The sequence below is a fragment of the Staphylococcus sp. GDY8P57P genome, assembly GCF_017892585.1.
Classification (GTDB): domain Bacteria; phylum Bacillota; class Bacilli; order Staphylococcales; family Staphylococcaceae; genus Staphylococcus; species Staphylococcus borealis.
The window spans coordinates 291,113-303,490 of the sequence record NZ_JAESLK010000018.1; the positions used below are offsets into that span (position 1 = coordinate 291,113).

13 protein-coding genes, 2 tRNA genes, 1 pseudogene and 1 riboswitch are annotated in these 12,378 nt (G+C 32.0%); of the genes and pseudogenes, 8 read left to right on the forward strand and 8 right to left on the reverse strand.

From position 1 onward, the window contains the following. Positions 1 to 150 precede the first annotated feature (150 nt). On the forward strand, positions 151 to 1,089 hold the full coding sequence (locus tag KA878_RS06640) for a 1,4-dihydroxy-2-naphthoate polyprenyltransferase (protein ID WP_193839546.1): 939 nt from the start codon (positions 151 to 153) through the stop codon (positions 1,087 to 1,089). 105 nt (positions 1,090 to 1,194) lie between these two features. Here the strand turns inward: KA878_RS06640 and KA878_RS06645 are convergent, their stop codons facing one another. Next, positions 1,195 to 1,749, reverse strand: coding sequence for a GNAT family N-acetyltransferase (locus tag KA878_RS06645; protein ID WP_193839547.1), 555 nt, complete (start codon positions 1,747 to 1,749; stop codon positions 1,195 to 1,197). Positions 1,750 to 1,933: 184 nt separating this feature from the next. Between KA878_RS06645 and KA878_RS06650 the strand changes: the two genes are divergently transcribed. Both KA878_RS06650 and KA878_RS14520 read left to right on the forward strand, forming a co-directional pair. Beyond that, positions 1,934 to 2,158, forward strand: a complete 225-nt coding sequence (locus KA878_RS06650; RefSeq protein ID WP_053029107.1) for a TM2 domain-containing protein — start codon at positions 1,934 to 1,936, stop codon at positions 2,156 to 2,158. Between the two features lie 89 nt (positions 2,159 to 2,247). After that, positions 2,248 to 2,349 carry an SAR1012 family small protein gene (locus KA878_RS14520; protein ID WP_267253923.1) on the forward strand — a complete coding sequence of 34 codons (102 nt, stop codon included), beginning with the start codon at positions 2,248 to 2,250 and terminating at the stop codon, positions 2,347 to 2,349. Between the two features lie 78 nt (positions 2,350 to 2,427). Here KA878_RS14520 and KA878_RS06655 read toward each other — a convergent pair whose 3' ends face one another. Next, positions 2,428 to 2,646 (reverse strand): IDEAL domain-containing protein, encoded by a 219-nt coding sequence (locus KA878_RS06655; RefSeq protein WP_075109046.1) that lies wholly within the window; start codon positions 2,644 to 2,646, stop codon positions 2,428 to 2,430. Between the two features lie 213 nt (positions 2,647 to 2,859). On the opposite strand from KA878_RS06655, the gene KA878_RS06660 reads away from it, so the two are divergent. From KA878_RS06660 to KA878_RS06670, 3 genes are all read left to right on the forward strand, one after another. After that, positions 2,860 to 3,444, forward strand: coding sequence for a competence protein ComK (locus tag KA878_RS06660; protein ID WP_053029105.1), 585 nt, complete (start codon positions 2,860 to 2,862; stop codon positions 3,442 to 3,444). A 152-nt stretch (positions 3,445 to 3,596) separates the two neighbouring features. Next, a tRNA-Asn gene (locus KA878_RS06665) sits at positions 3,597 to 3,671 on the forward strand. A 3-nt stretch (positions 3,672 to 3,674) separates the two neighbouring features. Next, positions 3,675 to 3,763, forward strand: a tRNA-Ser gene (locus KA878_RS06670). 217 nt (positions 3,764 to 3,980) lie between these two features. Here KA878_RS06670 and lplA read toward each other — a convergent pair. Beyond that, positions 3,981 to 4,970 carry a lipoate--protein ligase gene (gene lplA / locus KA878_RS06675; RefSeq protein ID WP_193839548.1) on the reverse strand — a complete coding sequence of 330 codons (990 nt, stop codon included), beginning with the start codon at positions 4,968 to 4,970 and terminating at the stop codon, positions 3,981 to 3,983. A 200-nt stretch (positions 4,971 to 5,170) separates the two neighbouring features. Here lplA and KA878_RS06680 point away from each other — a divergent pair, with 200 nt between their 5' ends. Further along, a complete protein-coding gene (locus KA878_RS06680; RefSeq protein WP_011276202.1) occupies positions 5,171 to 5,347 on the forward strand; it encodes a YkvS family protein in 177 nt (58 codons plus the stop codon). Positions 5,348 to 5,363: 16 nt separating this feature from the next. Beyond that, positions 5,364 to 5,966: a CPBP family glutamic-type intramembrane protease gene (locus KA878_RS06685; RefSeq protein WP_075108394.1), complete on the forward strand. Its 603-nt coding sequence runs from the start codon at positions 5,364 to 5,366 to the stop codon at positions 5,964 to 5,966. 83 nt (positions 5,967 to 6,049) lie between these two features. On the opposite strand, the pseudogene KA878_RS06690 reads toward KA878_RS06685, so the two are convergent. The 5 genes and pseudogenes from KA878_RS06690 to KA878_RS06705 all read right to left on the reverse strand — a co-directional run bounded on the left by KA878_RS06690 (position 6,050) and on the right by KA878_RS06705 (position 12,096). Then, a pseudogene (locus tag KA878_RS06690) lies at positions 6,050 to 7,548 on the reverse strand (bifunctional metallophosphatase/5'-nucleotidase). 192 nt (positions 7,549 to 7,740) lie between these two features. Continuing rightward, positions 7,741 to 9,099, reverse strand: coding sequence for a TrkH family potassium uptake protein (locus tag KA878_RS06695; RefSeq protein WP_107629792.1), 1,359 nt, complete (start codon positions 9,097 to 9,099; stop codon positions 7,741 to 7,743). An 18-nt stretch (positions 9,100 to 9,117) separates the two neighbouring features. Beyond that, positions 9,118 to 9,312 carry a PDZ domain-containing protein gene (locus KA878_RS14685; RefSeq protein WP_483883280.1) on the reverse strand — a complete coding sequence of 65 codons (195 nt, stop codon included), beginning with the start codon at positions 9,310 to 9,312 and terminating at the stop codon, positions 9,118 to 9,120. Between the two features lie 8 nt (positions 9,313 to 9,320). Beyond that, positions 9,321 to 11,033, reverse strand: coding sequence for a S1C family serine protease (locus tag KA878_RS14585; RefSeq protein WP_228480593.1), 1,713 nt, complete (start codon positions 11,031 to 11,033; stop codon positions 9,321 to 9,323). Between the two features lie 268 nt (positions 11,034 to 11,301). Beyond that, positions 11,302 to 12,096: a TerC family protein gene (locus KA878_RS06705; protein WP_053029667.1), complete on the reverse strand. Its 795-nt coding sequence runs from the start codon at positions 12,094 to 12,096 to the stop codon at positions 11,302 to 11,304. 70 nt (positions 12,097 to 12,166) lie between these two features. Continuing rightward, a riboswitch (yybP-ykoY riboswitch) is annotated at positions 12,167 to 12,273 on the reverse strand. Positions 12,274 to 12,378: the final 105 nt, after the last annotated feature.

Consider the following 12,378-nt stretch of genomic DNA (forward strand, 5'->3'; position numbering starts at 1 on the left):
TCTCATTACAATATTGTATCATTTTTAACTATTTATAGTGGCATAATTGCTTAATCTTCTAGAGAAATATTTCACGCCAATTGACCTTTATTTATGATTCCTTTAAAATACATATGTTAAAACTATATACTATAAGAGGTAGATTAAATTATGGCAAATCAATATCAACAATATTCTACTGTTAGAAAATATTGGCATTTGATGCGACCTCATACTTTAACTGCTGCTGTTGTACCTGTATTAGTTGGTACAGCAACTGCTAAACTTTTTTTATTAGGTAGTCAAGATCACATTAAATTCATGTTATTTCTTGCAATGTTAATTGCTTGTTTACTTATTCAAGCTGCAACGAACATGTTTAACGAGTATTATGACTTTAAAAAAGGTTTAGACGATCACACTTCCGTTGGTATCGGTGGTGCTATCGTAAGAAACGGTATGAGTCCAAAACTTGTCATGAATCTAGCAATTGCTTTTTATATCATCGCTGCATTTCTCGGTATCATTTTAGCAGCTAATAGTTCATTTTGGATTATTCCAGTAGGCATCGTTTGTATGGCAATTGGTTATTTATATACTGGTGGCCCAATGCCTATTTCTTGGACACCATTCGGTGAACTATTTTCTGGATTGTTTATGGGCATGATTATTATTTTATTAGCGTTCTTTATTCAAACTGGCAATGTTAATGGCTTTGTAGTTTGGATTAGTATTCCGATTGTTATTACAATTGGCTTAATTAACATGGCTAATAATATTCGCGATAGAGTTAAAGACCAAGCGAGTGGTCGTAAAACATTACCAATCCTATTAGGTAAGAACGCTTCAATTACATTTATGGCAATTATGTATATCGTTGCATATGTGTTCGTTATTTATACTGCGCTATTTGTAGATGGCGGTTCACTATTTTATTTACTTGTACTGCTATCATTTCCTATGCCAGTCAAAGCGATCCGTCGCTTCAAGAAGAATGACACACCTGCAAGTATGATGCCTGCGATGGCTGCAACTGGAAAAACAAATACAATCTTCGGTGTATTATACGCATTAGGCATATATATCAGTGCTTTATTAGGTGGTATATAATATATCACTTGTGACATTTTAAATGTTGATACAAGCAAAATAGGACGGAGGTCGAGACTTTGAAATGATTTCTAATTTCTGTCTCCTCCGTTCTATTTTTTTACTTTATGCTGAATAAACCATGTGTAAATATTGATGACCATATAATTCCACATCTTCAGTCCATTTAAAGCCCAATCGTTCATACAATTTCTTAGCTCTCGGATTATCATAGTCGCAACTTAAACTCCACTTTGTATCTGGATACGTTGCTATTAAATAATTAAACAGTTTCGTTGCAATACCCTGTCCTCTAAACTTTGAAAAAGTAGCAACAGCTTCAATATACCATTCATCATCCTTCGATTCTTTCAATGGCAATGGCGTTCCAAGTGCTTTTATGTCATCCTCTAATGGTAATTCATTCCATGCTGCTTCTAACTCTAATTCTTTAGAGCCCTCATAGGCAATGATGCAACCTGCCACTTCGTCGTCTTGCTCATATATCCAGATATTATTATAATTCGTTCTATAATTAATATTAACGATACTCTCTTCAATAGCTTGAATAACTCTTTCTTTGGAAATTTCTTGCACAATATCAAGTTCCATATCTTTCCAAATAATGTAACATAATTCTGCAATTGACTTACTATCGCTCGGACGTGCTTTTCGTATCATAAGTTAATTACCCTTTCGATTAGTGTATTAACTATATTATATAAAATTTACAAATAATAATAAATTAATTGCAATAAATTGAAGCATTGAAATTTTGATTATAAATACATTATCTAATATCTGAGTATTATTTGATTTAATTTTTGAAATGCTTAAAATATAAATTTAAGGAGGCATCATTATTATGAGAGTTAATAAAACATTATATGTATTATGTTCTTTATTTTTAGGCGGTGTCGGTATTCATAAATTTTATGCAGATAAAGTATGGCAAGGCGTCTTTCATTTAGTTTTCTTCTGGACTACAATTCCTACTATCGTTTCTATTATTCATGGGATTATTGTCATCTTCACAACTAAAGCAGATCAATATGGCTATATTTATATACCAAATAAGCGACATCCATAACTTTTTAATAAATATTTATAGATAATATCTTTAATTATGTGTAGAACGGGTAAACTCAACTAAACAATTTAAAAAAGGAGCAAGTTAATATGAATATCGTTAAACGTGTCATTCGAATTGTGATAACAGGCTACTTAGTAAAGTGGATTCGTAATAAAATTGAGGGTAAATCAAACGGTGGACAAAAATAGAAATAAAAAAGGTCTATTCGCTAACTATAATTAAGTAGTGAATAGACCTTTTATAATGATGAGTGACAGGATCCTAATTTACTCATTGAGAAATGCCTCCAGATTTTTATATTCGTTCGTATAATTGATAAATGCTTCTTCATTCTTATTAATAAGTGCTTCATCAATCAACTTTAATAGTTGTTTTTTTCTTCCTTGGCGAAGGGCCTCTTCAATGACCAGCTCTACGCCTAAATCATTAACTGTAGTAACAAAGTCTTCTAACGTCGTATGTTTGACATTCGTGTTGTAATTCATTGCAATCACTGCCTTTCTTTTTTGTATAAGGATAGTATACAAGTTTTTATTTTTTAAATCAATCGAATATTCTGACTTTTCACAAAAAATATGTGTAATTTTATATGTAATGAATATCTTGACAACATATAAAAATTTTATATAATAAATTTATATTATTAATCGTTGTATTTTTAGCGCTTAATAATAACTTTATTTTAAGGAGGTTAAGAGATGACAAAAATTTCTCAAACCCAAAATACCGTATATATTATTCGGAAAGGCGACATGGTCATCAAACCAGTTATTGATGCCTATGAGCAAACTAAAGGATCAGAAATATTAAAGTATGATTCCTCAATTGTAACGAGTCCATTTAAAACACAAAAGATTGTCGAGCGATCATGTAAGTTTTATGGAAACAGTTATATTAGTAAAAAATCCGAAACGCAACGTATTGCTGGTATTACTAGCAAACCGCCTATCTTATTGACCCCTCTATTCCCTACGTACTTTTTCCCAACCCATTCAGACCGTTTAGAAGAAAACATGTGGATCAATATGCATTATGTTCATGAAATCAAACCTCTCAAAAATCGAAAATGTAAAATCATCTTCGCAAATCACCAAACGTTAACACTGAATGTATCCTATCACAGCATTTGGCACCAATACTCTAACTGCATATTCTATTATTACATGGTTGATAAACAATCACGTATGAAATCAAATAATCCAGAAATGCCAATTGATTATGAAAAAACAACTTTAAATATTTTCGAAGCACTTTCACATTATTCACTATTGCAAGATAACTAGTTTCACGTTTAATTTTAAATCATACGGAACTTTTATATTAATATAGTGTAAATGTTCCGTATATTTTTTGAATATAATCCCTTGCAAATTTTAAGTTTATTGATATAATAATATTTGTGCTCATAGAGATACATTATATAAATACATATTAATCCGCAGTAGCTCAGTGGTAGAGCTATCGGCTGTTAACCGATCGGTCGTAGGTTCGAATCCTACCTGCGGAGCCATATGGAAACGTACTCAAGTTGGCTGAAGAGGCGCCCCTGCTAAGGGTGTAGGTCGCGAGAGCGGCGCGAGGGTTCGAATCCCTCCGTTTCCGTCATTTAGAACCCTCCGTACATCGGAGGGTTTTTTCTATTTTTTAATATCTCTCAAACAATTTACAGCTTTTGAAAGTAATAAGTCACTATTCTATATATAATAAAAAGCACAAAGATATTTAAACGTCTAACCTATCAAGTTAATTTTTAATTTTAACTTTAGTGGTTTAGTACATTTATATCTTTGTACTTTTTCGACTTAGTATTGATACAATTTTAATAAGACATTAATTTTAAGATATCTTCTTTTTCAATAGCGCCGAAATAATGATAGAAATCAAATTCTTCCATCGCTTCTTTAATATGATTATAGTCATGTAAGACGCCTATAAGAGCTTCTTCTAACTCCGTAACATCGCCTTCACCAAAGAAGTCACCGAAGATTCTAGCATGTTCAATTTTACCTTTTTTCACATCAAACTTAATTTGTACAAATCCTTTTTCAAATTTTTCATCGCGTTCAAAATTGTATTTAGGATTTCGACCATAATTCCATTCCCATGTGCGATATTTCTCGTTACTTAGCGCTTCAATATTCTTCCAATCTTCATCAGTTAATTTATATTCTTCGACTTCATGTTCACCGAAGATTGTTTTCAAGATGATTTGTTTAAAGTCATCAATAGAAATTGATTCTTCTAAGAATTCATCAATATTTGCGACACGTTTACGTACCGACTTAACACCCTTAGATTGAATCTTTTTAGGGTTAACTTTTAATGCGTTTTGTACTTCTCCCAAGTCACTTTTTAACATTAATGTGCCATGACTAAACATTCTATCTTTAACTTTAACCATCGCATTTCCTGAAATTTTAGCTTGTCCAACTTGAATATCATTACGTCCCGTCATTTCTGCATCTACGCCCATTGATTGAAGTGCTTGTACAATTGGCTCTGTAAATTTTTTGAAATTATGGAAGCTATTACCATCATCGTCTGTAATAAAACTAAAGTTTAAATTACCTTGATCGTGATATACAGCACCACCACCTGAAATACGACGCACAACATGAATATTATGCTCATCCACATACTGTTTATTTACTTCTTCTATAGTGTTTTGATTTTTTCCTACAATAATTGACGGACCATTTACATAAAATAAAAAGTAACTGTCGTCTGAAGGTAAGTGTTTTAACACATATTCTTCCATAGCAAGATTCATTGTAGGATCTGTAATATTATTATTACTTACAAATTTCATCTTTATCTCTCCTTTGTCTCACTCGTATATGCCCTTAATTAAGTTATGCCTTATATCTATTTATTTTGCCAATCATTTACTCAAATTTGACATTATTTTCATAATTAAAATATTATTTGCCAATTTTAGCATATATTTGTTTATTATTATGGTAATTTTTAGTACAATATAGTCTAGCTATGATTTTAGGAGGACTCGGTATGACTGTTGCAGAAGTAGGAAATATCGTAGAATTTTATGACGGTTTAAGAGGCCGTGTTGAGAAAATTAATGACAATTCAGTTATTGTAGACTTAACAATTATGGATAACTTCAATGAATTAGACTTACCTGAGAAAACGGTTATTAATCATAAACGATATACTATCGTTGAATAAGAAGGTATACATTAAAATGAAAAATATATCAAAAGCTTTAATTTGGTTTATAGCAAGTTTCATTGTATTCCATTTGATTTTATTTGTAATGTGGGGAGAACATCAAGAATATTGGTATTTATATACTGGTATTATGTTAATTGCAGGTATTAGTTATGTATTTTACCAACGAGACATCGAATCTAAACGCTTATTAACTTCTATTGGCGTTGGTATTGTTACGGGTGTTGTATTGGTTATTATACAATTAATCTTTTCATTGCTATCTCCACAAATTACTTATGCAGAACTCATTAAAGAATTATCAAGAACAGGTGTTTATTTCAAATGGCAAATGTTAGTAACATTAATTTTTGTTATACCTTGTCATGAGTTATATATGAGAACGATTTTACAAAAAGAATTAACGCGTTTTAAATTACCTACTTGGTTAATCATATTAATAACTGCATTATGTTCTAGTTCATTATTTATCTATTTAGACAAATGGTGGATCGTGGCGTTTATTTTCGTAGCTCAACTTATTTTATCATTGAGTTATCAATATACACGTCGCATCGTAACAACATCTTTAGGACAAATTGTTGCAATTATATTATTATTAATATTTCATGGATAAAAAACTTTTCTTAGTGTTTTAGCTAAGAAAAGTTTTTTTGTAGTCATTTGCGTTTCAGCAACGTTTGATTATATAGAGCTGATTTAATATTTAACTATAAAGTTAGCATCAACATTTAGATTGAAATCAGATTGATTGAGTCTTGTAGCTATAAGTGTGCTCATTGGTTGGTCACATGTAGAATGCAATGTTGATTCAGACTCTAAATATTGACGGTAATTTCTATAGCAATAATCTGTCATCGTTACTCTATAGTGTTTATCTAATTCAAGCCCCTTTAATGTCACCCTGTTAAAGCGTGGTGCAGACATATCCACAATATAATCGAATCCTTGCCACATCGTACATCGTGTTTCATCAATAATTGTCATACTTAATTGTTTGTGTTCAAATTGAATATAAGAGTACGTATATTCAATCATCTTTTTAATTTGATGACCTTTTAAAGTGATATCTATCGCTTTATCTGGATGTGGATAAGCGTTATATACATCTTCATTTGTAACAATGCCTTTTAATCCCTTTTCACCATTTTTAGGCACATTGGCACACGTAATTTCATTGTCAAAAGCCAAATGTAGACTGTCATGTAATAATTGGGTAAATGGGTGTGGTTTACTTAACAAATCTTCTAATCCATTAACTTCTAAATTAACTTTCTTATTAGAAACGATTTCCTTAGACCAATGTTCAAGTGCTTTTCGATCATAATACGTTGTTTCGAGTAATGCTTGATCTTCTGGATATTCACTTAAATTGATTACAGTAGATTGAATGTCTTCTTTTTCAAAAGAATTAGTGCGTTTTTTAAATTTAATCTTCACGTGTACCAACGTCCTGCTTGAACATATACAGTTTCAAAGTCATTTCCAATAATTGTTTGGTGTTGGTGTGCAGTGATCATCAAATCGATGACACCAATTTCTTTCATAATTTTTTCCGCTTCATGCGACCCTTTACTATGTCTAGTATTGGTTTGATTGATTTTATAGAGGCCTCCATGATATATCACGATTAAAAAGTCAGGATGTTCACTTTCATGAATATATCTAATCCATCGTTTTGCAGATAGTAAAGCTTTTTCAATACTGACAGCTTTCTCCATTTCAGCAAATTCATTTTTCATGAGCCCATCAGCAGTTAAGCCAACAATCGCGATTCTAACATTATCATACTCTTTGATGATATAAGGCGTTGAGAAGTATGGCTCTTTTGTGAGCGCAAACTCTATATTTGCAGATAACCATTGAAATCGAGATAATGAAACAGCTTTTGTTAGAAACGATAAACCAAATTTGAAATCATCTGGGCTTACACCGCTAGCATCATACTGCATCGCATTCATCAATTTAATCATTGGATGACGTTTGTATGGCGCCACAACTGCATAATAATGCGCAGCCATCGAGCCAGCAATACTGCCTCCACTATCTAATAAAATGACTTTATCATTATTGTCTCTCACATTTTTAACGTAAGTTCCTGCACGATAGATATTCGAACCAAAGTCTCCGTTCATAAAATGACTATGCATATCTGAAGTTGCTAAGATATCTATATTTATATGTTCATTTTTCTCCAATTTACACACCCCTTATTTAAAGATAGTTTAACATTTATTAAACTACGGGTGCTATTTATTTCTAACCAAAAACTGGGACAGAACAAATTATCTTGAATTCGTTCTGTCCCAGGTTGCTATAGATATATGTCTTATTCAATTTAATACCATAAGGTTTTAAATGATTTAACTATTCAACTTAATATCTTGAACTTAGCCAATTTGTACACGTTCTTTAGGATAATGGTATTTATCAGGTTCTTTACGTCCAGCAATCATAATAATAAATGATATTAAACCAACACGACCAATGAACATTAAGATCATCAGTATTACTTTCGTAAGACCGCTAATATCATCTGTCACACCTAAAGATAAACCACATGTTCCAAATGCTGACATGACTTCAAAAAATACTTGTAGAAATGATAAATTAGTCTTTTCTGTTGCAAGAATAATAATCATACTTACAAATGTTAAAATTGATGCCATCGTAAAAACTGCAAATGAACGTTGAATATCAACCACATGTATTTCTCTATTGAAGACTTTTATCGCTGTCTTTTCAGTATTATTATTAAAGTTAATGACAAAGAGAATGAGTATCGCGAATGTTGTTGTACGTATACCACCACCAACTGAACTTGGCGATGAACCTATAAACATTAGAATACTCATGATAACGTTCGTTGCATCACTAAAGTTTGTAACATCAATTGTTTGTAATCCTGCACTACGTGTTGTTGCAGATTGAAATAGTGCGTAAAATAATGATTGATGCCAACTTAAACCTTTGAAAGCATGATGATGTTCTAAAGCTAAAATAGCTAAGACACCAAAGATAAATAGAAATAAATATGTACAAGTTGTGATTTTGGTAAATAATGAAAATCTAAAATGACTAACTCTGTTTCTAACATAGGCTCTAATTTCCAATAATACAGGAAAACCGATTGAACCTAATACAATGAGAAACATAACTATCGTTTGTACAAAATAATCTTTAGCATACGGGATTAAGGATTGACCTGTAATGTCTAATCCACCGTTTGTAGTAGCGGATACTGAAACAAATAATCCTTGCATGAGCGCATTTTTCAAATCAGGATTATCTCTATAGAAGTAAAATGCTAATAGCAATGCACCAATAAATTCAATAGTTAAGATTGTTTTAATGATCTCTAAAATTAACTTTACAGTTCCACTCATAGTATCCTTATTATTGTCTAACATGATCAATTGGCGTTCACGGATACCTATATGTTTACCTAATACGACCCACAACACTGTACCAATCGCCATGACACCAATACCGCCTATATTTAGGATGATTAGTATAATAATTTGGCCAAATGTTGAGTATGTATCTACAATGTTAACGGGAGACAGTCCAGTTACACTAATCCCTGATACAGCTACGAACAGTGTATCAATTGGACTAACATCTACACCTTGTTTGTGCACAAAAGGGAGATTTAGTAATAAGAAAGCGACAACTATGGCTATCAAATAATATAAAACTATCCCCTGTTGAGGACTAGATTTTTTAAGTAACTTACTAAAAATAGACACGCATTTGTCACCTCAACGTTATTTCAATTTTATTTTTATCTCTTGAGACTTACCTTCTCTATAAATTTTAGCCGACAATGTTTTTAAATCTTGTCTATGGCTAAAAATAGTTTGTCTATACTGTAAATTATTTTGAATTGATTTACTATCTAATTCTACAACTACATCACCAATTTTTAAACCTGATTTTTTACCTAATCCACCATCTTTCAATTTTTCTACTACAATTCCGCTTTGAACATCTTCAGGGACTTTAAATAATGCTCTTTCATATGGTAATAACTCTGAAACATTTTTAATTCCAATACCAGTATTAGGATATTGAATTTCACCTTTTTCTCTAGTTCTGAAGCAATTGCACGTGCATCATCTATTGGAATAGCAAATCCCATACCTTCAATATTCGGCATGTTTATTTTTAGTGATACTACACCTACGAGTTCCCCATCTTGATTAACGACAGCACCTCCTGAATTACCAGGATTTACCGAAGCATCTATTTGAAATGTATTAATCAGTTCATCATTTTTATTATCTTTATCAAAATCGACCGGTACTGCTCTATTTAATCCAGAAACAATACCTTTTGTTACTGTATTTTTAAAATCATTGCCTAACGGATTACCCACAACTAAGATGGTTTCACCTAACTTCAATTGATTTGAACGACCGATTTTAATAGGTTGAACATTTTTGTTATTGATCGTTGCTTTAAGCACTGCAATATCTGACCACATATCTTTGCCAACTACTGTAGCCGTAGCTGCCTTATTATCATCATATGTAATGTTAACCTTATCGTTATTACCGACTATATGTGTATTCGTTAAAATAAAAAAGGTATCGTCTACAGCTTTGTAGACGACACCTGAACCAACTTCGTTATTTGAATTTGTATTTATATTTGTTTTATCAGTTGTTTGTGTTGTTGGATTCTTAGGTGTGTCGTTCTCAACTGTTACCACTGATTTTACAGCGGCATCTGCATTTTTCATTGTTGTTGTATATTTTGTATTTTGATGACTACTTTGTTCAATACTACTATTTTGGTTAATTGTTGAAATAATTGCACTAATTAATATGATAATTAATATTATTGCAACTACGATAACAATTTTAAGCCAATGTAATGTTAAGAATGATTTTACTTTGTCCATCATATCATTATTATTAGACTTATCGTGTGCATGCTCACTTGCTTCTTCATGATTCGTTTGATTTGAATTATGACGTGTTGTATTACCATGCGCTGCACCTTCATCATCTTTATGCTCTTGATGAGATGTGGATACCTGTTTTGAAGCATAACGCTCATTCGTTGTTAGATCCTGTGCTTCTATCATTTCACTATCACGCGTTTCTAAATCAGACGTAGTATTAGCTTCTGAGGCACCTTTTTCTCCTTTGTATGTGCTAACATCATCGCATTGATGCGCGTCTTGTTTATTAACACTCGCATGCTGAGTTTTGCCTTTATTTTTTTCTACTCTACTATACTTAGGTTCTATATCACTTTGATTTGAAGATAGCTCATTTTCGTCCTCATTAGTCTTATTACCTGTTTCAACTTTAGATTTTGATGCTATCGGTTTATTATCTTTGTCCTCATTTTTAAGTTGTTGCTCCTCAGGCAATGTTAAATGATGTTCTTTTTCGTCTGCCGCATATTCAGATTCATTTTCAGAACGTAATTTGGCTAAATGTTGCTGTTGCTGAATTTCTTCTTGCGTCAATTTCTCAATTCTTGCTTTTCGCATGTTATCTTTAACACGTTCTTCATTAACTTTTGCTTGTTCTTGCTCTTTTTGTGCAAGTCTTTCACGTTGTGCTTTCTCACGTGCTAATCGTTCTTCACGCTCTTCGTTATGAAAATACTCGTGTCGTTTTCGACGATATTGTTCACGTGGTATTACGTGCTTTTTATCATTATCCAAAGGTGTCCACTCCTATCGATTCACTCACAATCTATTATGGTAACGTTGCATTATGTTTATATGGTTGTGGTTTTGTTTAATTTATTTATACATTAATTAAAGTTTAATATCATTATTGCCAATTGGCAATGAATTGAAGGTTCAAATCTGAATTTTTCTTACCATTTATATATATATATATATATCATTCTATAAAAAATAAAAAAGCCTTTTAAATTTAATGGTTCTCATCAAATTTAAAAGACTCGAATGAAGCGTTTAAGCCAAATTATTTAGTTTTCTTTTTGTTACTACGCACTGATGTTAACCAACCGATAACAACTAATAGAATCATAACTGTCCAGAAAATAGCTTGCCATAATGTACTATGAGGGAAGTGTTCAGGTAAAATACCGATGTCTTCATGTGCAAGTACAATGACAACTAATTTAATACCTACCCATCCTACAATTGCAAAGGCAGCACCTTCTAAGCCAGGGTATTTGTTTAATAAGTCAACAAACCATGTAGCAGCAAAACGCATTAAAATAACACCGATCATGCCACCAATAAACATAACTGAGAATTGACCTAAGTCCATGCCACCAAAATGAATGCCAACTGTTGGTAATGTAACAGCAATAGCCATGGCAGCTAACATAGAATCAATAGCAAAAGCGATATCTGCAAATTCAACTTTTAACACAGTACCCCAGAATTGCATTGGTCCGACTTTCTTTTCAACACCATCATCGTCGAAATGATGATCATCACCTTCAGGTTGATCTTCGTGTTTTTTATGGAAAAATTGCCACAGATTTCTTATAGACATGAAAATTAAATATGCGGCACCCAGTGCTTGAATAAACCAGAAATTAGCGATAATACTAATTAAGAATAAGGCAAGAAAACGAAATACAAATGCACCTAGTAAACCATAAAATAAAGCTCTTTTACGTTGTTCAGGTGGTAAATGTTTAACCATAACGGCCATAACAACAGCATTATCAGCTGCTAATAGCCCTTCTAAAAATACAAGAACGAGAATTACCCACAAGTAAGGTAAAATTAAACTCGGATCCATAGTGGACAGCTCCTTTTTGTTTGAATACAAATAAAGAGACCTATGCTAAATAATAGCAAAGGTCTCACTTAGCAAATAATTGCCCACTTTACCGGAAGTCCATACTTCGTAATGACGATAAAGTGCTAATCATCAAATGTAATGATGATTCTCAAGTTACTCCCCTCTGACAACTTGTCATAGGTATTCATTTGTTAAGTGTATTATACACCATACTCCATATAAATAAACCATTTGCGTTCAATAAATTGTAAAATTTAAAGAGCTGAAATCGTTATTAAT

What these genes read in the sequence shown, in the direction of transcription:
- KA878_RS06650 (WP_053029107.1), top strand. Translation starts at nt 1,934, where the DNA reads ATGAGAGTTAATAAAACATTATATGTATTATGTTCTTTATTTTTAGGC.
- KA878_RS06640 (WP_193839546.1), top strand. Translation starts at nt 151, where the DNA reads ATGGCAAATCAATATCAACAATATTCTACTGTTAGAAAATATTGGCAT.
- KA878_RS06685 (WP_075108394.1), top strand. Translation starts at nt 5,364, where the DNA reads ATGAAAAATATATCAAAAGCTTTAATTTGGTTTATAGCAAGTTTCATT.
- KA878_RS06680 (WP_011276202.1), top strand. Translation starts at nt 5,171, where the DNA reads ATGACTGTTGCAGAAGTAGGAAATATCGTAGAATTTTATGACGGTTTA.
- KA878_RS06660 (WP_053029105.1), top strand. Translation starts at nt 2,860, where the DNA reads ATGACAAAAATTTCTCAAACCCAAAATACCGTATATATTATTCGGAAA.
- KA878_RS06645 (WP_193839547.1), bottom strand. Translation starts at nt 1,749, where the DNA reads ATGATACGAAAAGCACGTCCGAGCGATAGTAAGTCAATTGCAGAATTA.
- lplA (WP_193839548.1), bottom strand. Translation starts at nt 4,970, where the DNA reads ATGAAATTTGTAAGTAATAATAATATTACAGATCCTACAATGAATCTT.
- KA878_RS14520 (WP_267253923.1), top strand. Translation starts at nt 2,248, where the DNA reads ATGAATATCGTTAAACGTGTCATTCGAATTGTGATAACAGGCTACTTA.
- KA878_RS06705 (WP_053029667.1), bottom strand. Translation starts at nt 12,096, where the DNA reads ATGGATCCGAGTTTAATTTTACCTTACTTGTGGGTAATTCTCGTTCTT.
- KA878_RS06655 (WP_075109046.1), bottom strand. Translation starts at nt 2,646, where the DNA reads ATGAATTACAACACGAATGTCAAACATACGACGTTAGAAGACTTTGTT.